We start from the raw sequence: 18,444 nt of genomic DNA, 5'->3' as shown, positions 1-18,444 counted from the left end.
AAAGGGCAAGCCTTCGGGCGTGGAGCCCTGCGGGCCTGCGCTGCGGACCCGGCCCCGCCGCCCGAGGTGTTGCGCCCTGCCCCGCGGCCTCGTATATGTTACATTATAACAATCATGAGGCCAGCATGACCCGCATCCCCCTGACGCTTCTGACCGGCTACCTTGGCGCCGGCAAGACCACCTTGCTCAATGCGCTGCTGGCCGATGCCTCGTCGGGGCGGATCGCGGTGGTGGTGAATGAATTCGGCGATGTCGGGCTGGATCACGACCTGATCGTCGGCACGACCGAGGAAACCGTGCTGCTCGCCTCGGGCTGCCTTTGCTGCACGGTGCGCGGCGATCTGGTGACGGCGCTGGAGGGGCTGCTCGACCGGCGTGACCGGGGCGATCTCGCCTTTGCGCGCATCGTGATCGAGACCACCGGCCTTGCCGATCCGACGCCGATCCTGCACACGCTGGTCGTGGCGCCGCAGCTGCGCGGCAGGCTGCGGCTGGATGGGGTGATCACCGTTTGCGATGCGGTGAACGGGGCGGCGACGCTTGATGCAGGCTTTGAAAGCGTGCAGCAGGTGGCGATGGCCGATGTGCTGGTGCTGACCAAGACCGATCTGGCCCGCCCCTTCGACATCGCCCGGCTGAGCGCGCGTCTGGCGGCGCTTGCCCCCGGCGCCAGGCTGTTGCAGGCTCGGCCGGGCCAGCTGCCGCTGGCCGCGCTGTTCGGCCACGGCGCCCCCGAGACCGGCGCCCCCCTGCCCGCGGCGGGAGCCTGGATCAAGGCGCCGCTGACGCCCACTCTCCTCCCTGCGCCCACTCTCCTCCCCGCGCCCGTCGCCCAGCCCGAGGGCCCGACGCATGGGCTTTTCGGCCTTCCCGCGGCCAGACCGGCCCTGCACGGCGCGATGCCGCCGCCGTCGCGGCATGACGACCGCATCAGCTCGGTCTCGATGGTGATCGATACGCCGATCCACCCGGTGATGCTCGATCTCTGGCTGGAGACGCTCTTGGCCACCCGTGGCGCAGAGATCCTGCGGCTCAAGGCGGTGCTCTGGGCCGAGGGGATCGACACGCCCTATGTGATCCACGGCGTGCAGCATATCGTCGATCCGCCGGTGCGGCTGGCGCGCTGGACCGGCAGCGACCGCAAAAGCCGCATCGTGATCATCGGGCGGGATCTGCCGCAGGAGGCCCTGCGCGACAGTGTCGAGATGCTGCGGGCCGGAACGACGGTGCACCCGCTGACGGCCTGAGCGCGCCGGGGCTTCGCCCCGATGACGCCCCGGCCGTCCTCTCGAAACAGCTTTGCCGCGGGCCAGGGGCGGCGGTCAGATCTCGACCGCCACCTTGCCCGAGGGACGCGAACAGCAGGCCAGGATATAGCCCGCGGCGATATCGTCTTCAGAGATCCCGCCGTTGTGCAGCATCTGCACCTCGCCCGCGGTCTTGCGCACCTTGCAGGTGCCGCAAAGACCGAAGTTGCAGCCCGAGGGGATGTTCAGCCCCGCCCGTTTCGCCGCCGCCAGCACGGTTTCGCCCGGCGCGCAAGCGGTGCTGACGCCCGAGGCGGTGAAGCGGATCTCGGCGGCCTCCGTGGTCTCGGGCACCGTTTCGGGCGCGATCTCGGGCGGGCCGAAGCTTTCCTGATGATAGCGGGTAAGGTCGAAGCCCAGCGCCGCGAGGCTGTCCTTGACGGAGCGCATGAAGGGCTCGGGGCCGCAACAGAACACCTCGCGTTCCAGATAATCCGGCGCCATCAGCCCCAGCATGATCTGGTTGAGCCGCCCGCGAAAGCCGTGCCAGACGCTGAAAGGCTCGACCTCTTCCACCGTGAAGCGCAGCTGCAACCCCGGCACCCGCGCCGCGAATTGTTCCAGCCGGGGGCGGAAGATGATGTCGGAGGGCCGCCGCGCTGCATGGACAAAGACGATGTCGGGCATCTCGCCGCTGTCCCAGGCCCAGGTCGTCATCGACATCATCGGTGTGATGCCCGAGCCCGCCGAGATGAACAGATATTTGCGCGCCGGATGCTGGCGCAGGCTGAAATCGCCCGCAGGCCCATGCGCCCGCAGCCGCATCCCCGGTTTCAGCGCGTCGATCAGCCAGCGTGACCCCACCGACCCGGGCTGCGCCTTCACCGTCACCGACAGCGACAGGGGCCGCGAGGGTGAAGACGAGATCGTATAGGTCCGGCTGACCGGCTGGCCCGGCACCGGCAGATCCAGCGTCAGGAACTGCCCGGGCAGGTAGTCGAACCACGCGCCCGAAGGCGCGCGGAAGGTGATCGTGGCGGTATCGGCGGTTTCGGGCACCACCATCGCGCATTCGAGCGGCTCGGCGTCACTCCACGGCGCGCTGGCCCAGTTGATCCGGTCCATCGATCACTCCGCCGCCAGCGGCGGGGAAAGCCGCGCGTCCAAAGTGCCGCAATACCAGTCGACGAACTGGATCACGCCCTCTTCCTGCAGCGTCGAATAGGGGCCGGGCTCATAGGCGGGCGAGAGTATCCCCGCCTGATTTTCCTCGACCACCTGCCGGTCCTCGTCATTCGTCGCCGTCCAGACCTCGGTGAGTTCCGTCAGGTCGTAATCCACTCCCTCGACGGCCTCGCCGGGCACAAGCCAGGTCGTCGTCACCTCGGTCTCGGTGGCCGAGATCGGCAGCACCCGGAAGACGATCGCATGATCGGCCAGAAAATGGTTCCAGGTGTTCGGATAGTGGAAGAAGAGCAGGCTTCCGGCATCGTTGAAGGGCATCTCGCCCAGACGCTTGCCCTTCACCGCGGCCTTGGTGCTCATCGTGTAGCTCTCGGCGCCATTCAGCAGCGGAATGCGGGCCAGCCGCCATTGCATCTGCGGATGATGCACGAAGCGCGAGGGCAGACCCGCCGCCTCGCAGCGCGCCCAATGCGCGAGAATGTCGGGGCTTGCCGCCTCGGGGCCCTCCATCGCGGTCATCCGCGGATTGTCGGAATAGGTCCGGCAGAGCGACGGATGCGCGCCGCCGCAGTGATAGCATTCGCGGTTGTTCTCGATCACCAGCTTCCAGTTCCCCTTCTCGATGATGGTCGAGACATGGGCAACGCGGGCCTGTTTCAGCCCGGCAGGCAGCAGATAGCGGCCCAGAGTGCCCGCCAGATCGGCAATCGCGGGCGGCACCTCGGCCAGACAGATGAAGACCATCCCGCCGATATCGACGCAATGCACCTTTTTCAGCCCATGCGCGGCGGGGTTGAAATCCGCCTGCATGTCCTTGGCCCAGAGCAGTTTGCCGTCCAGGTCATAGGTCCATTGATGATAGGGGCAGACAAGCTTCGGGCTGTTCCCCGTCGCCTTGGCGCAAAGCCGCTGGCCGCGATGGCGGCAGACGTTGTGAAAGGCGCGGATCATCGCATCGGCGCCACGCACCAGGATCACCGGACAGGCGCCCACCTGCAACGTCGCGTAATCGCCGGGCTTTTGCAGCTGACAGGCGGGAATGGCAAACAGCCACTCGCGGTAGAAGATCTGCGTCAGATCGGTCTGGAAGATCCCCGGATCGCAGTAGAAGGGTTGCGGCAGGGAATGGTCCTTGCGCCGTGCGGCGAGCTGCGCACGGATGTCGGATGCGTTCGGCATCTTGCACCTCACTTGCCCCTGCCTCCCCGCAAGGGCTGGTTGGATGGATGGGCCCTTGGGCCCGGCGGTCTCGGGGCTGGTTTCCGGGCTTGCAATGCGTGCTGTCGCACCCGGGCGCGGCCCCTTCCCGGACCTTGGGTCCAGTGGCCTTGCCGTCCCTCATTGCTGACCGTTGCGGGGGCAGCGCCGGTCCTGCACCGGCTTCCCAATTCTCCCGGCCTTGCGGACGGGCACCCTGAGGCCTTCAGCCTGACAGATTGTCGCAGAAGGCGCGCGCCAAAAACGACGCGCTGCCCACGTTTTAAGACAGGATCACGCGGCCACCGAAGCGGCGGCGGGCGCGGCCGACCCCAACACCGGGGCCAGCCAGCGCTGCACCTCGGTCAAAGCCATGCCCTTGCGGGCGGCGTAATCGGCGGCCTGATCCTGCTCGATCCGGGCCAGACCGAAATAATAGGCCTCCGGATGGCCGATATAGAGCCCCGAGACCGAAGAGCCGGGCCACATCGCCATGCTTTCGGTCAGCGTCACCCCGGTCGCGGCCTCGGCATCAAGCAGCCGGAACAGCGTCAGCTTTTCGGTATGATCGGGCTGGGCCGGATAGCCCGGCGCCGGGCGGATGCCGCGATAGGGCTCGCCCACCAGCTGATCGGGGGCGAAACTTTCCTCGGGCGCATAGCCCCAGTATTCCCGCCGCACCCGCTGGTGCAGGGCTTCGGCCATGGCCTCGGCAAAGCGGTCGGCCAGCGCCTTGACCATGATGGCGGAATAATGGTCATTGGCGGCTTCGAACCGCGCGGCGATCTCGGCTTCCTCGGGGCCCGCCGTGACCACGAAACCGCCCAGATAATCGGGCACCGTGCCCGCAGGCGCGACGAAATCGGCCAAAGCCACATTCGGGCGGCCCTCGCGCTTGCCGGTCTGCTGGCGCAGGGTGAAGAAGGTGGCGAGGTCTTCGGCGCGGGTCTCGTCGGTGTAAAGCCGGATATCATCGCCCTGCGCATTCGCGGGCCAGAAGCCCACCACGGCGCGGGGGGTGAACCAGCGTTCCGCGATGATCTGCGCCAGCATCGCCTGCGCATCGGCAAAGAGCGCCCGGGCGGCTTCACCCTTTTCGGAATCTTCGAAAATCCGCGGATAGACCCCCTTCAACTCCCAGGCGTGGAAGAAGGGCGTCCAGTCGATGAACCGCGCCACCTCGGCCAGATCCCAGTCGTCGATCACCCGCGGGCCGAAAACCTGCGGCGCGGGCACGGCATAGCCCGACCAGTCGAGCCGCAAAGCATTGGCCCGGGCGGCGGCCAGCGGCAGGCGGACCTTGGCGGCCTCGTCGCGGGCATGACGGGCGGCGATCTGCGCATAGTCCTCGCGGATCTGCGCCTGATAGCCCGCCTTTTGCGTTGGGCTGAGCAGCGCCCCCACCACCCCCACGGCCCGGCTGGCATCCAGCACATAGACCGCCTGCCCGCGGCTGTAGGCGGGGGCGATCTTCACCGCGGTATGCACCTTGGAGGTGGTCGCCCCGCCGATCAGCAGCGGAATGTCGAAGCCCTCGCGCTCCATTTCCGCGGCCAGATGCACCATCTCGTCCAGGCTCGGCGTGATCAGCCCGGAAAGCCCGATCGCATCGACCTTTTCGGCCCGCGCGACCTCGAGGATCTTTTGCGGCGGCACCATCACGCCCAGATCGACGATCTCGTAATTGTTGCAGGCCAGCACGACGCCGACGATGTTCTTGCCGATGTCATGCACATCGCCCTTGACCGTGGCCATCAGGATCTTGCCCGCGGTCTCGCGCCCCTCGCCGCCGCGCGCGGCTTTCTCGGCATCCATGTAGGGCAGCAGAACGGCGACGGCCTGTTTCATCACCCGCGCCGATTTCACCACCTGCGGCAGGAACATCTTGCCCGCGCCGAACAGGTCGCCGACGACGTTCATCCCCGCCATCAGCGGCCCTTCGATCACATGCAGCGGGCGTTCGGCCAGAAGCCTTGCGGCTTCGGTATCGGCCTCGATGAATTCGGTGATGCCATTGACCAGCGCATGTTCGAGCCGCTTTTCGACCGGCCAGTCGCGCCAGGCCAGATCGCGGGTCTTTTCCTCGCGCGCGCCGCCGCGGAACTTTTCCGCCACCTCCAGCATCCGCTCGGTCGCGGTGCCGCCCGCTTTCGGCACGCGGTTGAGCACCACATCCTCGCAGGCCTCGCGCAGCTCGGGGTCGATCTGGTCATAGACCACCAGCTGCCCGGCATTGACGATGCCCATATCCATCCCGGCGCGAATGGCGTGATACAGAAACACCGCATGCATCGCCGCGCGCACGGGCTCGTTGCCGCGAAAGCTGAAGGACAGGTTCGACACGCCCCCCGAGACATGGGCATGGGGCAGGTTCTGCCTGATCCAGCGCGTCGCCTCGATGAAATCGACGCCGTAATTGTCGTGTTCTTCGATGCCCGTCGCCACGGCGAAAACGTTCGGGTCAAAGATGATGTCTTCGGGCGGAAAGCCGATTTCCTCGACCAGAATCCGGTAGGCCCGGGCGCAGATGCCGGTCTTGCGGGCGAAACTGTCGGCCTGCCCCTCTTCGTCAAAGGCCATCACCACCACTGCCGCGCCATAGGCAAGGCACAGCGCCGCGTGATGGCGGAAGATTTCCTCGCCTTCCTTGAGGCTGATCGAATTGACGACGGGCTTGCCCTGCACGCATTTCAGCCCGGCCTCGATCACCTCCCATTTCGAGCTGTCGATCATCACCGGCACCCGGGCAATGTCGGGCTCGGCCGCGAGCAGGTTGAGAAAGGCGACCATCGCCGCCTGACTGTCGATCAGCCCCTCGTCCATGTTGATGTCAAGGATCTGCGCGCCGTTTTCCACCTGATCGCGCGCCACATCCAGCGCGGCGGCATAGTCGCGCGCCACGATCATCTTGCGGAACCGGGCCGAGCCGGTGACGTTGGTCCGCTCGCCAATGTTCACGAAGGGGATGTCGGGCGTCAGGGTGAAGGGCTCGAGCCCGGAAAGACGCAGATAACGGCTCATGACAGGGCCCTCGGCGGGAAAGGTTTCACGGCTGCCGCGATGGCGCGGATGTGATCGGGGGTGGTGCCACAGCAGCCGCCCACGACATTGACCAGCCCTTCGCGGGCAAATTCCGCCACTTGCGCGGCGGTCTGGTCGGGGGTTTCATCATATTGGCCAAAGGCATTCGGCAACCCGGCATTGGGATAGGCGCAGATCGCGCAGGGGGCGACGCCCGCCAGTTCCGCCAGATGCGGGCGCATCGCGCTTGCGCCCAAAGCGCAGTTCAGCCCGACGGTGAAGGGCCGGGCATGGGCCACGGAATGCCAGAACGCGGTCGGCGTCTGCCCCGAGAGCGTGCGCCCCGAGGCATCGGTGATCGTGCCCGAAATCATCACCGGCAACCGCTCGCCCCGCTCGGCAAAGGCCTCGAAACAGGCGAAAATGGCGGCCTTGGCGTTCAGCGTGTCAAAGATCGTCTCGATCAGCAGGATATCGGCGCCGCCCGCGATCAGCCCGCGCACCTGCTGGCCGTAAGCGGTGCGCAGATCGTCGAAAGTGACGGCGCGGTAGCCCGGGTCGTTCACATCGGGCGAGAGCGAGGCGGTGCGGTTCGTCGGCCCCACGGCCCCCGCAACGAAGCGGCGCCGCCCGTCGGTGGCCTCGGCACGGTCCATCGCCGCCCGCGCCACCCGCGCACCCGCGGCGTTCAGGTCAAACACCGCGCCCTCCAGCCCGTAATCGGCCTGCGCGATGGTAGTGGCGGAGAATGTGTTGGTCTCGACGATATCCGCCCCCGCCATCGCATAGCGGAAGTGGATCTCCTCGATCGCCTGCGGCTGGGTCAGCACCAGCAGATCGTTGTTGCCCTTTTGCGGGTGATCGGTGGCATGGCGGCAGGCGCAGCCCGAGCCGCGGCCCAGAAAATCCGCCTCGCTCAGGCCAAGCTGTTGGATCTGCGTGCCCATCGCCCCGTCAAGGATCAGGATACGGTCACGGGCAAGGGCCTCAAGCGCGGCAAAGGCCGTCGATCTGGGCAGGGTCTGGGTCAGCATGGCAATCTCCCTCGGGTGGAAGGCAGATAGGCCACAAGTCACCTTTCAGCAAATTCATAATCATCAGGATAATTATGAGGCTCACTCATGTCCCTGCCGGGCTGCGACCCTATCGCGCCAGATCCAGAAGCGCGTCAAGGTCGAGATCGGCCTCGATTTCCGCGGCAAAGGCATCAAGGGCGGCCTCGATCCGGGCGCCGTGGTCTTGCGCTGCGGCGGTGATGCCCTGCTGCGCAAGCCAATGGCCACGAAAGCCCGCCGCGCCGAAAAGCCCGTGCAGATAACTGCCCATCACCTTGCCGTCGACGCTGACCGCCCCCTCGGGCCGCCCGTCCGGAACAAGCCACGGCCGGGCCAGATCCGGGCCAAAGCTCCGGCCCATATGCATCTCGTAGCCGCTCACGCCGGCGCCGCTGGCATAGTCGAGAGCGTCGATCCCGGCCAGCCGCTTCGTCGGCCCGATCACCGTTTCAAGATCAAGCAGCCCCAGCCCCTCGGTTTCGCCCGGGGTGCCCTCGATCCCTTCGGGGTCGCGCACGACGCGGCCAAGCATCTGAAACCCCGCGCAAATCCCCACGACGCGCCCGCCCCGGCGCAGATGCGCGCGGAGATCGACATCCCAGCCCTCGGCGCGCAGCGCCGTCAGCGCGGCCCGCGTGGCCTTTGACCCGGGCAGGATCACTACCGCGGCCTCGGCCGGGATCGGCTGCCCCGGACGGACCCAGCGCAGATCGACGCCCGGTTCGGCGGCAAGCGGGTCGAGGTCGTCGAAATTCGCCACCCGCGGCAGCTCGAGCACCGCCACGACAAGCGCCCCCGCCGCGCCGCGCTTGCGCGCAAGACCCAGCGAATCCTCCTCGGGCAGGCGCCTTGCCGCCTCGGACCAGCGCATCAGCCCCAGCACCGGCCAGCCGGTCTCGGCGCGGATATCCGCCGCCGCCGGGGCGAAGATCGCCGGATCACCGCGGAATTTGGTCACGATCACGCCGCCCACCCGGGCGCGCTCAGACGCGGTCCACAGGTGATGATGCCCGATCACCGCCGCCGTCACCCCGCCGCGCGACTCGTCGCCCAAAAGCAGCACCGGCAGATCGGCGGCCTCGGCCAGACCCATGTTGGAAATGTCCTGCGGCCGCAGATAGCGTTCGGCGCCGCTGCCCGCCCCCTCGATCAGCACCAGATCATGCGTCGCCGAAAGATGATCCAGGCTCTCGATCACCCGCCCCCGCAGGCTTGGCTTCAGCGCCTGATAGTCCGCCGCGGAAAACCGCCCCAGCACCTGCCCCTGCACCACCACCTGCGCATCGACATCGCTGTCGGGCTTGAGCAGAACCGGGTTCATGTGGACGGACAGGGGAACCCCCGCCGCCCGCGCCTGCAGCGCCTGCGCCCGGCCGATCTCGCCGCCATCCGCCGTCACCGCCGCGTTGTTCGACATGTTCTGCGCCTTGAAGGGCGCCACCTTCAGCCCGCGCCGGGTGAAGGCCCGCGCCAGCCCCGCGACGAAGAGGCTTTTGCCCACATCCGAGCCGGTGCCCAGCACCATCAGCCGCCGCGCCGTCATTTCGCCAGCGCCAGCAGCGCGTCCAGATCAAGGTCTTCCTCCAGCTGATCGGCCAGCGCCTCCAGCGTCGCCTCGGTCTGCGCGGCATGATCGAGCCCCGAGGCCCGCCCGCCCATCGCGGTGATCCAATGACCGCGAAAGCCATCCGCCCCGAAGAGCCCGTGCAGATAGGTCCCCATCACCCTTCCATCGCCGGACACCGCCCCCTCGGGGCGGCCGTCGAGCCGGAACCACGGCCGGTCAAGCCCCGGCCCGGTGGTGCGGCCCATGTGCATTTCGTAGCCCGCCAGACCCTGACCGCTGCGCGCATCGGTCGCCTGCACCTCGGTCAGCATCTTGTCGCGCGTCATCACGGTTTCGAGGTCCAGAAGCCCCAGACCCTCGGTCTCGCCCGCCGGGCCCTCGATCCCTTCGGGGTCGCGCACGACCCGGCCAAGCATCTGAAACCCCGCGCAAATCCCGACGACGCGGCCGCCGCGGCGCAGATGCGCGCGGATGTCCACATCCCAGCCCTGCGCGCGCAGGGTGGCCAGCGCGGCCCGGGTGGTTTTTGATCCCGGCAACAGCACCACATCGGCCTCGGGCGGGATCGGCTGGCCCTGGCGGACCCAGCGCAGATCGACGCCGGGCTCGGCGCCCAAGGGGTCGAGGTCGTCGAAATTCGCCACGCCATCCAGATGCGGCACGGCGACGATCAGCCCCGCGCCATTGCCCGTCGCGGGACGTTCCAGCGCCAGCGCATCCTCGGCCGGAAGCTGCCCCGCCGCCTCGAACCAGCGCGCAACCCCCAGAAAGGGCCAGCCGGTGATCTCGGTCATGGTCCGGCAGGCGGGCTCGTAAAGCGAGAAATAGCCGCGGAACTTGTTGACCAGAATGCCTTTCACCCGCGCCCGCTCGGCCTCGTCATGCAGCATCCAGCTGCCGACGACGGCGGCCAGCGCGCCGCCGCGGTCGTTGTCGGTGAGCAGCACCACCGGCAGATCGGCCTCCTCGGCCAGACGCATGTTGGTGATGTCGCAATGCTTGATCCAGGTCTCGGTCGCCGCCCCCGCGCCCTCGACCAGCACCAGATCGGCTTCGGCGGCGATGCGGCGGTAGCTGTCCATCACCGCGGGCAGCAGGAAGGGTTTCAGATGGTGGTAATGCCGCGCGGGCCAGTTGCCCAGCGCCCGGCCGCGCAGCACCACCTGCGAGCCGACCAGCGCCTGCGGCTTGAGCAGGACCGGGTTCATGTGGATCGAGGGCGCCACCCCGGCGGCGCGGGCCTGCAGCGCCTGCGCCCGGCCGATCTCGCCGCGCCGGGCCTGACCGTCGGGGCCGGGGGGCAGGTCGCTGTCCACGGTGACGGCAGCATTGTTCGACATGTTCTGCGCCTTGAACGGCGCCACTTTCAGCCCGCGGCGGGCATAGGCGCGGCACAGCCCGGCCACCAGCAGGCTTTTGCCGACATCGGAACTGGTGCCCTGGATCATCAGCGCCCGGCCGCGCCGCGGCGGCGGCGGGGTCAGGAACGGCACATCGAGTTCCGGCAGCGGCGGCACCGGATCGTGGTCGGGAAGCGAGAGGGTCATGGCAGGGTCCGTTCGGTCGGCAAGGCAAGGACGGCGCCGGGGCAGCCCGACACCGGAAGGTCGGGGGGATCAGTGCAGCAGGCCCGGCCCGGCGGTGATCTCGGCGGCGGCGCGGACGGGCGGGTGGAGGGAGCCGGGAAGAGCCTCGCTCTGCTCCGGGTCAAGAAGCGCCGCCACCGGCACCTCGGGGGGGACATCGCCCCAAAGCCGCGCGCCTTCGGGCGTGGCGCACCAGACCACCGGGCAAAGCCTTGTGCCGCAACACAGGCTGGCGGAGCCGCTGATGTCGAAATCCGCCCCCACCGGCGCCAGGGCAAGGGCCTGGCACAGCCGGTTCAGAAAGGCGAGGCCGGGGCGGCAGGGCGCGTCGGCATGGCGGCAGGTGCTGCAGCCCAGCACCCGGAACGGGCGCGCTCCGGGCGGGGATCCTCCGTCAGCCATGGCGGCGCTCCCCGGGCTGCGAGGTGGCCTGCGGGGCGGGGCGATGCCCGGGTGACAGGCCGCCCCAGGTCGTGATCGGGGCCGTGATCGGGGCCGTGATCGGGGTCGTGTCTTTCGGCGCCATACCGTTCCTCTGGCATTGGGCCGGAAAGCGGTAAGGGGACAGGCCCCGGACAAGCCGAAGCACCCTGCCTCCGGGCCCGCCGCCCGGGATGGTTTTCGGCCTGGCAGGTCTCCTGGCTTGCGGCTCGAACGCCCCTTGCGCCTTCCCGATCCTGCGATCAGTGGCCGTGCTCGGGGCTTGCCGCTTACAGTTGCGGGGGCAGCGCCGGACTTGCACCGGCTTCCCTCTTCGTCCGCGGGATCAGCCGCGGAACCAAGGCGGGGGCAACATGCGCGCTTGCCGGGTGACTGTCAACTGCCCGCGACGGAAGCCGATTGACGCGGGCGGCGGGGGCTGGCACAACCAAGGCGGGATTGGTTCCCCGTTCGGCGGGGATGAAAAGGGAATGCGGTGTGCCTTCGGGCAAAGCCGCAGCTGCCCCCGCAACTGTGAGCGGCGAGCGACGGTCGACGATGCCACTGGGGATACCCCGGGAAGGCCGACCCGAGCCCGGACCCGCAAGCCAGGAGACCTGCCACCCCCCGGGCCAAGGCCCGGTTTCACCGGACGCCGGGGTGCGCGTCTGGCCCCCGGGGGCCCGGCTCTCTGCCCGGCTCTCTGGGGCCACATCCCTTCGTCCTTTCGCGTCTTGCGGCCGGTTGTCCGGACCGCGCCCCGGAAGGAAACGACCATGTTCTTGCACGGAAACCTGATGGCCGCCGCCCGCGCGCTGCTGGCGATCCCCCGCCCCGCCACGCCGGGGCTGATGGCGCATCTGCCCGAGACGGGCGGCCTGCTGACCCTTGCCCTCGGCGATCCTTTGGGCGGGGGGGTGGTGCTGGACCTGCCCCCGCCAAGCGCGGCGCTGCACCTGCACGGGGACCGGCGCACCGATCTGACCTCCGGGCTGACGGCGGATCTGCTGCAGGGCGCGGGCAATGCCGCGCGCGCCTGGCGGACCCGGGTTGATCTGTCGGCGCCGGGGCTGCACCGGATCCACGCCGAGGCCCCGGTCGGGCGCGATCCCGAAGGCCGCGGGCTGGTACAGCATGCGGCCGCGTGCTTCGTCTTGCGCGGCGCCGCGCCCGCCGCGCCGGAGCCGCTTGGCCTTGCCGTCGAGATCCTGCCCGACCTGCTCTTGCCCGGGTTCCTGCCGGGGATGGGGTTTTCGGCGCGGGTGCTGGCACAGGGGCGGGCGCTGACGGCGACGACGGTGCTTCTGGAACGGGTGGGGGCGGAACCCGTCGGCGGCCAGGTGAAAGCCCTGCCAGGCCACGGGGCGCCGCTCTGGATCGTGGCCGAAACCGACCGCGAGGGCCGGTTCCGGGTCTCGCTGCCCGCGCCCGGGCTTTGGGCGGTCACCGCGACGGGGCCGATCGGCTGGTCCGGGCTGCGGCCGGTGCGACATGTCACCACGCTCTGGCAGCGCTTCGGCGGGCAGACGAGCGGCGCCGAAAAGGACGTCGAAGCCCTTGCAACGGCTTGGGAAATCGCGGCCGCGCCGGATCCTGCCTGCGCCACCGCCGCGCCGCGGCCGCGCGAAAGCACCGCTTGACGCGCCGGGCGATTTCGTTTTGGCTGCACGCCGTCCAAGTTCCGGCCTGCGGGTCGGATTGAAAGGGAACACGGAACGGCCGCAGGGCCCAGACCGTGGCTGCCCCCGCAACTGTGAGCGGCGAGCGACGTCGAACTGCCACTGGGCCCAGCCCGGGAAGGCCGACCGAGCGAAGACCCGTGAGCCAGGAGACCTGCTTGGACGATCACCCACCCGGGCGCGAGGGGCGCCCCGGGAGCGGTCTTTCCGCAGAGGTGAGCTGTCGCCGTCTGCGGAAAGCCCCTGCTTTTCCGCGATTTCTCTCATGCCGGGCCGTTTGGCCCGAACGGAAAAGGTCTGTCCTATGCCGCCTCTGTCGCGTCTTGCCCTGCTCTCTGCCGCCTTCGCCTCTGCCGCCGCCCCCGCGCTGGCGCAGGAGGAGATCACCGATCTGGACACGATCTCCGTCACCGCCTCGGCGGAGCCGGTCAAGCTCAGCCGCACCGGCGCCAGCGTCGATGTGCTGACCGAGGCCGATCTGATCGGCGCGCCGCTTTCCTTTGGTGCGCTGGTGGCGCGGCTCCCCGGGGTCACGCTGACCTCGAACGGCGGGCTGGGCACCCTGTCCGATCTGCGCCTGCGCGGTCTGCCGGGGTCTTACGTCGGGGCCCGCATCGACGGCATCGACGTTTCCGACCCCTCCTCGGACAAGGTCAAATTCGACTTCGGCGGGCTGACCACGGCGGGCCTGTCGCGCATCGAGGTGCTGCGCGGCTCGCAATCGGCGCTTTACGGCTCGGAGGCGGTGGCGGGGGTGATCGACATCACCAGCTGGCGGCCCGAACGCGAGGGCACCTCCGGCCGCGCCAGCCTTGAGGGCGGCTCGATGGGGACGCTGTCGGCTGCCGGGTCGGTAGGGGTCAAGTCCGACCGGGCCGAACTGGCGCTGAGCCTTGCGCGCACGCTGACCGACGGGTTTTCCGCCTCCTCGCGCGGCACCGAAAAGGACGGCTTCCGCGGCACCTCGGCCCGCCTTCACGGCCGATACGCGCTGACCGACAGCCTGAGCCTTGGCGCGAACCTGATTGCCGAGGACAGCCGGGCCGATCTGGACGGAACCGGCGCCGACAGCGCCGACACCGTGGACAGCCGCCTGCGCGGGGCGCGGGTGTTCGGCACGCTGATCTCCGGGGCGGTGACGCAGGAGCTGGCACTGACCCGGCTGCGCACCGAGCGGGACTATTCCTACCCTGCGGTCTATGAGGGCGACCGGACAGGCTATGCCTATACCGGGCGCTGGACGGGCAGCGGGCCGGTGTCGCTCAGCTGGGGGGCGGACCGGACCGAGGAGAATCTCGATGTGTCCTCCTGGGGCAGCCGGATCGACAAGGGCATCGCCACGAATGCGGTCTTTGCCGAGGCGCTCTGGGCCGCGCGCGACGATCTCGACCTGTCGGTCGCGCTGCGGCACGATCAGCACAGCCTGTTCGGCGGCGAAACCTCCGGGCGGCTCGGTCTGGCGTTCCGGCCCTCGGACGCCTGGGTGATCCGCGCCGTCGCCGCCACCGGGTTCCGCGCGCCTTCGCCCTATGAACTCTGGAGCGACTTCGGCAATACGGAACTGCAACCCGAGCAGAGCCGCAGCTATGAGATCGGCGCCGAGCGGATCTTTGCCTCTGGCACGATCAAGGCGACGCTGTTCGACACCCGGATCACCGACAAGATCGACTGGGACCAGAATGCGACCAGCTGCAAAAGCGTCACGACGACGGGCTGGCCGGGCTGCTATGTGACGGTTTCGGGGACCACCCGCGCGCGGGGGATCGAGCTTGAGGGCAAGGCCGATCTGGCGGCGGGCTGGCAGGTCTTTGGCACCTACACCTATGCCGATGCCGATGTGCACGACAAGGGGCTTACCACCCCCGCCGCCCGCGCGCCGCGCCATGTGCTCGTGGCAGGGCTCAGCCGCGAGTTTGCCTCGGGCTGGCAAACGGCCTTCAGCGCCCGTCACGTGGCCGACCGGCTCGACAAGGTCAACGGCGCGCTGGTGTCGATGCCCGATTACACCGTTGCGGACATGACCCTGAGCGCTGCGATCACCGACACGACCCGGGCAAGCCTGCGCATCGAGAACCTGTTCGACGCCGATTACGAGACCGCCACCGGCTTCAACCAGCCCGAGCGCGCCATCTATCTTGGCATCGGCACGACGTTCTGAGCATGCGCCTTGCCTTGCTTTGCGGCCTGTTCCTGTGCCTTGCCCCGGTGCTGCCCGTTGCAGCGGCGCCCGGGCGCGTCGTCTCGATCAACCTGTGCACCGATCAGCTGGCGATGATGCTGGCCGCGCCGGGGCAGCTTGTGTCGATCACCCGTCTGGCCCGCGATCCCGCCGCCTCGGTGATGGCCGAGGCCGCAATGGCCTGGCCGGTGAACCGCGGTCAGGCCGAGGAGGTCTATCTGCTGCATCCCGATCTGGTGCTGGCCGGGCGCTACACGGCGCAGCCCACCGTGGCGATGCTGCGCCGCCTTGGCATCCCGGTCGCGGTCTTCGAGCCCGCCGACAGCTTTGCCGACATGCAGGCCGACATCGCCCGGATGGGGGCCTTGCTCGGCCGCGAGCCCGAGGCCGCCGCGATGGCCGGGGCTTTCGCCGCAAGGCTGGCGCGGATCCGCGCGGCAAGCCTGCCCGGGCCGCGGCCGCTCGCCGCCACCTGGTCGGCGCGCGGCTACATGTCTGGCCATGAAAGCCTTGCCGGAGAGATCCTGACCACCGCCGGCTTCGACACGCTGGCCGCGCGGATGGGGCGGGCGCAGGGCAGCACCCTGCCGCTCGAGGCGCTGGTGCTGGCCGATCCCGATCTGGTGGTCACCGGGCGGATCGGTCCCGGGTCCTCCCGCGCCGAGGAACCGCTGACCCATCCGGCGCTCGGCGCGCTGACCGGCCACCGCGCCGCCGTGGAAGACCGCGACTGGATCTGCGGCCTGCCCTCGGTTCTCGATGCCACCGACCGGCTCAAGGATATGAAATGACGGAAAGATCGTTGCACATCGGCCTTGGGCTGGCGCTGACGGGGCTGCTTGTCGCCTCGCTGCTGACCGGCGTGGCCGAGGTGGCGCCGCTGACTGCGCTCAAGGCGCTGGTCACCGGGGGCGAGGGGCCGCTGGGCCTGGTGATGCGGGAAATCCGGCTGCCGCGGGCGATCCTGGCCGTGCTGGTGGGGGCAAGCCTTGGGCTGTCGGGCGCGGCGATGCAGGGGCTGTTGCGCAACCCGATGGCGGAGCCCGGGGTGATCGGCATTTCCGCCGCCGCGGCGCTGGGCGCGGTGATCGCGCTGCAGACGGGCCTTGCCGCCAGCTTTGCCCTGGCCCTGCCGCTGGCGGCGCTGCTGGGGGCGCTGATCGGCGTGGCCGCGATCCTGTTTCTGGCCGGGCGCGGCGGCACGCTGGCGCTGATCCTGGCCGGGATCGCACTTTCGGCGCTGGCCTCGGCGCTGACCTCGCTGGTGCTCAACCTCTCGCCCAATCCCTTTGCGGCGCAGGATATCGTGTTCTGGATGATGGGGTCGCTGGCCGATTGCTCCTTCACCCATGTCGCGATCGCCGCGCCCTTCATGGCGCTGGGCGGCCTGCTTCTGGCCCGCACCGGCCGCGGCCTTGACGCGCTGACGCTCGGCGAGGAGGCCGCCGCCTCGATGGGCATCGATCTGACCCGGCTGCGGCTGGCGGTGATCCTGGGCACGGCGGCCTCGGTGGGGGCGGCGACAGCGGTGGCGGGGACGGTCGGTTTCGTCGGCCTTGTCGTGCCGCATCTGTTGCGCCCGCTCGTCGGCGCCAGCCCGGCGCGGCTCTTGCCCGCGGCGGCTTTGGGCGGCGCGGTGCTGGTGCTGATCGCCGATATCGCGGTGCGCAAGGTGCTGCCGGGGCAGGATCTGAAACTGGGCGTCTTGATGGCGCTGGTGGGGGCGCCGGTGTTCCTGAACCTGATCTGGCGGATGCGGGGCCAGCCATGAGCTTGATGCAGCTGGACAATCTGACCGTGCGGCGGGGCGGGCGGGTGACGCTGCATCCGACCAGCCTGCGCGTCGAGGCGGGCGAGTTCATCGGCCTGATCGGCCCGAACGGGGCGGGGAAATCGACGCTTCTGCACGCCGCGCTGGGGCTGATCGCGGCGCGGGGCCAATCCTCGCTGGCGCAGCTTTCGCCGCGGGCCCGGGCGCGGGCCGCCGCCTGGCTGCCGCAGCAGCGCGAGATCGCCTGGGGGCTGCGCGTCGCGGCGCTGGTGGCGCTGGCGCAGGACGGGCGCGAAGACGCGCCGCAGGTGGCCGCCGCCCTGGCCCGGATGGATGTGGCGGCGCTGGCGCAGCGCCCGGCCACGGCGCTTTCGGGCGGCGAGCAGGCGCGGGTGCTGATTGCCCGGGCCTTGGCGCAGGACACCCCGCTTCTTTTGGCCGACGAGCCGATCGCGGGCCTGGACCCGGCGCATCAGATCGCCTGCATGGCGCTTTTCGCCCGCCTTGCCGCCGAGGGCCGCACGGTGATCGCCTCGGCGCATGATCTGGGGCTGGCGGCGCGGCATTGCACCCGGCTTTGGGTGCTGCATCAGGGCCGGATCGTCGCCGACGGCCCGCCCCGCACCGTGCTGACCCCCGCGCTCTTGCGCGAGGTCTTCGCCATCCGCTGCCATCTGGCCGAGGCCGAGGGCGGGCTGATCCTGCAGCCGCTGGCCGGGGTCGCGCCATGACGCCGCTGCAGGTCGGGCTGCAGCCGCCCTGGCTGGTCGTCGATCTGGGGGCACCGCTGCAGGTCCTGTCCTTCGCGCCGCACCGGCCGGGTCTGGTCACCGCGCGGCAGATCGTCTGGCGCGAGGTGCGCAACGCCGATCTGCCGCCGGGGCTTGATGTCGGGCCGTGGTTTGCCGACGTGCTGGCCGAGCGCGGGCTGCAGGATGCGGTGGCGATGCTGACCTCGCGCGATATCCGCCGGGTCACCCGCGCCAGCTGCACCGTGGCGGACTGGACGGTGGAGGCGCTGGCGACGGTGGGGCTGGGCAATGCGGAAGCGGTCGGGCACCGCCTGCCGCCGCGCGACCCCGAGGCCGCGGGCTATGGCACGATCAACCTTGCGCTGCGGATCGCCTCCACCCTGCCCGGTCATGGTCTGACGGTGGCCGCGCAGATCGAGGCGCTGAGCCTGGTAGCGCAGGCCCGCACGGCGGCGGTGATGGCGGTGGGGCTTGATCTGCCGACCGGACGCGCCACCGGCACCGGCACCGATTGCATCGCCATCGCCGCAAGCCCCGGCCGCGAAGCCCATGCCGGGCTGCACACCGCGCTTGGCGAGGCGATCGGCCATGCCGTCCTGCAGGCCGTGGGCCGCGGCGCCCGCGACTGGATGGAAGAGAACCGGCGGCCCTGCGCCGGATAGCCTCCGCCCCGGCCCGGACCGATCCGGCCTTCGGATCATATATTATAGTCAGGCAGTCGCGGAACTTTCGCCGGGGCTTCCGGCCGAAAAACGCCCAAGTCCTTGAAAACAGGGCAAAGACAG

14 protein-coding genes and 4 riboswitches are annotated in these 18,444 nt (G+C 69.6%); of the genes, 7 read left to right on the top strand and 7 right to left on the bottom strand.

Going from position 1 to position 18,444, the window contains the following annotated elements:
- Positions 1 to 125 precede the first annotated feature (125 nt).
- Positions 126 to 1,247: a CobW family GTP-binding protein gene (locus tag LY44_RS14945; RefSeq protein ID WP_055209169.1), complete on the top strand. Its 1,122-nt coding sequence runs from the start codon at positions 126 to 128 to the stop codon at positions 1,245 to 1,247.
- Positions 1,248 to 1,322: 75 nt separating this feature from the next.
- Here the strand turns inward: LY44_RS14945 and LY44_RS14940 are convergent, their stop codons facing one another.
- The 7 genes from LY44_RS14940 to LY44_RS14910 form a co-directional block, all read right to left on the bottom strand.
- Complete coding sequence (locus LY44_RS14940) at positions 1,323 to 2,372, bottom strand: hybrid-cluster NAD(P)-dependent oxidoreductase (protein WP_055209167.1); 1,050 nt, start codon at positions 2,370 to 2,372, stop codon at positions 1,323 to 1,325.
- A gap of 3 nt (positions 2,373 to 2,375) precedes the next feature.
- Positions 2,376 to 3,611, bottom strand: a complete 1,236-nt coding sequence (locus LY44_RS14935) for an aromatic ring-hydroxylating oxygenase subunit alpha (protein WP_055209165.1) — start codon at positions 3,609 to 3,611, stop codon at positions 2,376 to 2,378.
- A 57-nt stretch (positions 3,612 to 3,668) separates the two neighbouring features.
- A riboswitch (cobalamin riboswitch) is annotated at positions 3,669 to 3,864 on the bottom strand.
- A gap of 59 nt (positions 3,865 to 3,923) precedes the next feature.
- Entirely contained in the window at positions 3,924 to 6,650 is a 2,727-nt protein-coding gene (gene metH, locus LY44_RS14930; protein ID WP_081024431.1) for a methionine synthase, read from the bottom strand.
- Positions 6,647 to 7,684 carry a homocysteine S-methyltransferase family protein gene (locus tag LY44_RS14925; protein WP_081024430.1) on the bottom strand — a complete coding sequence of 346 codons (1,038 nt, stop codon included), beginning with the start codon at positions 7,682 to 7,684 and terminating at the stop codon, positions 6,647 to 6,649. Before LY44_RS14925 ends, metH begins: the two co-directional genes overlap by 4 nt.
- A gap of 109 nt (positions 7,685 to 7,793) precedes the next feature.
- Positions 7,794 to 9,248: a cobyric acid synthase gene (locus LY44_RS14920; RefSeq protein WP_055209164.1), complete on the bottom strand. Its 1,455-nt coding sequence runs from the start codon at positions 9,246 to 9,248 to the stop codon at positions 7,794 to 7,796.
- Positions 9,245 to 10,819, bottom strand: coding sequence for a cobyric acid synthase (locus tag LY44_RS14915; protein ID WP_055209162.1), 1,575 nt, complete (start codon positions 10,817 to 10,819; stop codon positions 9,245 to 9,247). The genes LY44_RS14920 and LY44_RS14915 overlap by 4 nt, the downstream gene beginning before the upstream one ends.
- 69 nt (positions 10,820 to 10,888) lie before the next feature.
- On the bottom strand, positions 10,889 to 11,260 hold the full coding sequence (locus LY44_RS14910; RefSeq protein WP_146707262.1) for a thioredoxin domain-containing protein: 372 nt from the start codon (positions 11,258 to 11,260) through the stop codon (positions 10,889 to 10,891).
- A 209-nt stretch (positions 11,261 to 11,469) separates the two neighbouring features.
- Positions 11,470 to 11,656, bottom strand: a riboswitch (cobalamin riboswitch).
- Positions 11,657 to 11,738: 82 nt separating this feature from the next.
- A riboswitch (cobalamin riboswitch) is annotated at positions 11,739 to 11,901 on the top strand.
- A gap of 153 nt (positions 11,902 to 12,054) precedes the next feature.
- Between LY44_RS14910 and LY44_RS14905 the strand changes: the two genes are divergently transcribed.
- The 6 genes from LY44_RS14905 (at position 12,055) to LY44_RS14880 (ending at position 18,321) form a co-directional block, all read left to right on the top strand.
- On the top strand, positions 12,055 to 12,918 hold the full coding sequence (locus LY44_RS14905) for a DUF4198 domain-containing protein (protein ID WP_055209158.1): 864 nt from the start codon (positions 12,055 to 12,057) through the stop codon (positions 12,916 to 12,918).
- Positions 12,919 to 12,937: 19 nt separating this feature from the next.
- A riboswitch (cobalamin riboswitch) is annotated at positions 12,938 to 13,133 on the top strand.
- A 128-nt stretch (positions 13,134 to 13,261) separates the two neighbouring features.
- Positions 13,262 to 15,115, top strand: coding sequence for a TonB-dependent receptor plug domain-containing protein (locus LY44_RS14900; protein ID WP_055209156.1), 1,854 nt, complete (start codon positions 13,262 to 13,264; stop codon positions 15,113 to 15,115).
- Positions 15,116 to 15,117: 2 nt separating this feature from the next.
- Entirely contained in the window at positions 15,118 to 15,927 is an 810-nt protein-coding gene (locus tag LY44_RS14895; protein WP_055209154.1) for an ABC transporter substrate-binding protein, read from the top strand.
- Positions 15,924 to 16,907 carry a FecCD family ABC transporter permease gene (locus tag LY44_RS14890; protein WP_055209153.1) on the top strand — a complete coding sequence of 328 codons (984 nt, stop codon included), beginning with the start codon at positions 15,924 to 15,926 and terminating at the stop codon, positions 16,905 to 16,907. Before LY44_RS14895 ends, LY44_RS14890 begins: the two co-directional genes overlap by 4 nt.
- Positions 16,904 to 17,638, top strand: a complete 735-nt coding sequence (locus tag LY44_RS14885; RefSeq protein WP_055209152.1) for an ABC transporter ATP-binding protein — start codon at positions 16,904 to 16,906, stop codon at positions 17,636 to 17,638. The genes LY44_RS14890 and LY44_RS14885 overlap by 4 nt, the downstream gene beginning before the upstream one ends.
- Positions 17,635 to 18,321 carry an adenosylcobinamide amidohydrolase gene (locus tag LY44_RS14880; RefSeq protein ID WP_055209151.1) on the top strand — a complete coding sequence of 229 codons (687 nt, stop codon included), beginning with the start codon at positions 17,635 to 17,637 and terminating at the stop codon, positions 18,319 to 18,321. Before LY44_RS14885 ends, LY44_RS14880 begins: the two co-directional genes overlap by 4 nt.
- Positions 18,322 to 18,444 lie beyond the last annotated feature (123 nt).

Origin of the sequence: Rhodobacter capsulatus (assembly GCF_003254295.1) — a bacterium.
GTDB classification, from domain to species: Bacteria; Pseudomonadota; Alphaproteobacteria; order Rhodobacterales; family Rhodobacteraceae; genus Rhodobacter; species Rhodobacter capsulatus.
Note: the sequence above shows the minus strand (reverse complement) of the source record. Positions and strands in the feature narration are given on the sequence as shown.

Excerpts from the sequence above, each read along its gene's own strand:
- LY44_RS14945 (WP_055209169.1), top strand. The coding sequence starts at position 126 with ATGACCCGCATCCCCCTGACGCTTCTGACCGGCTACCTTGGCGCCGGC.
- LY44_RS14940 (WP_055209167.1), bottom strand. The coding sequence starts at position 2,372 with ATGGACCGGATCAACTGGGCCAGCGCGCCGTGGAGTGACGCCGAGCCG.
- LY44_RS14935 (WP_055209165.1), bottom strand. The coding sequence starts at position 3,611 with ATGCCGAACGCATCCGACATCCGTGCGCAGCTCGCCGCACGGCGCAAG.
- metH (WP_081024431.1), bottom strand. The coding sequence starts at position 6,650 with ATGAGCCGTTATCTGCGTCTTTCCGGGCTCGAGCCCTTCACCCTGACG.
- LY44_RS14925 (WP_081024430.1), bottom strand. The coding sequence starts at position 7,684 with ATGCTGACCCAGACCCTGCCCAGATCGACGGCCTTTGCCGCGCTTGAG.
- LY44_RS14920 (WP_055209164.1), bottom strand. The coding sequence starts at position 9,248 with ATGACGGCGCGGCGGCTGATGGTGCTGGGCACCGGCTCGGATGTGGGC.
- LY44_RS14915 (WP_055209162.1), bottom strand. The coding sequence starts at position 10,819 with ATGACCCTCTCGCTTCCCGACCACGATCCGGTGCCGCCGCTGCCGGAA.
- LY44_RS14910 (WP_146707262.1), bottom strand. The coding sequence starts at position 11,260 with ATGGCTGACGGAGGATCCCCGCCCGGAGCGCGCCCGTTCCGGGTGCTG.
- LY44_RS14905 (WP_055209158.1), top strand. The coding sequence starts at position 12,055 with ATGTTCTTGCACGGAAACCTGATGGCCGCCGCCCGCGCGCTGCTGGCG.
- LY44_RS14900 (WP_055209156.1), top strand. The coding sequence starts at position 13,262 with ATGCCGCCTCTGTCGCGTCTTGCCCTGCTCTCTGCCGCCTTCGCCTCT.
- LY44_RS14895 (WP_055209154.1), top strand. The coding sequence starts at position 15,118 with ATGCGCCTTGCCTTGCTTTGCGGCCTGTTCCTGTGCCTTGCCCCGGTG.
- LY44_RS14890 (WP_055209153.1), top strand. The coding sequence starts at position 15,924 with ATGACGGAAAGATCGTTGCACATCGGCCTTGGGCTGGCGCTGACGGGG.
- LY44_RS14885 (WP_055209152.1), top strand. The coding sequence starts at position 16,904 with ATGAGCTTGATGCAGCTGGACAATCTGACCGTGCGGCGGGGCGGGCGG.
- LY44_RS14880 (WP_055209151.1), top strand. The coding sequence starts at position 17,635 with ATGACGCCGCTGCAGGTCGGGCTGCAGCCGCCCTGGCTGGTCGTCGAT.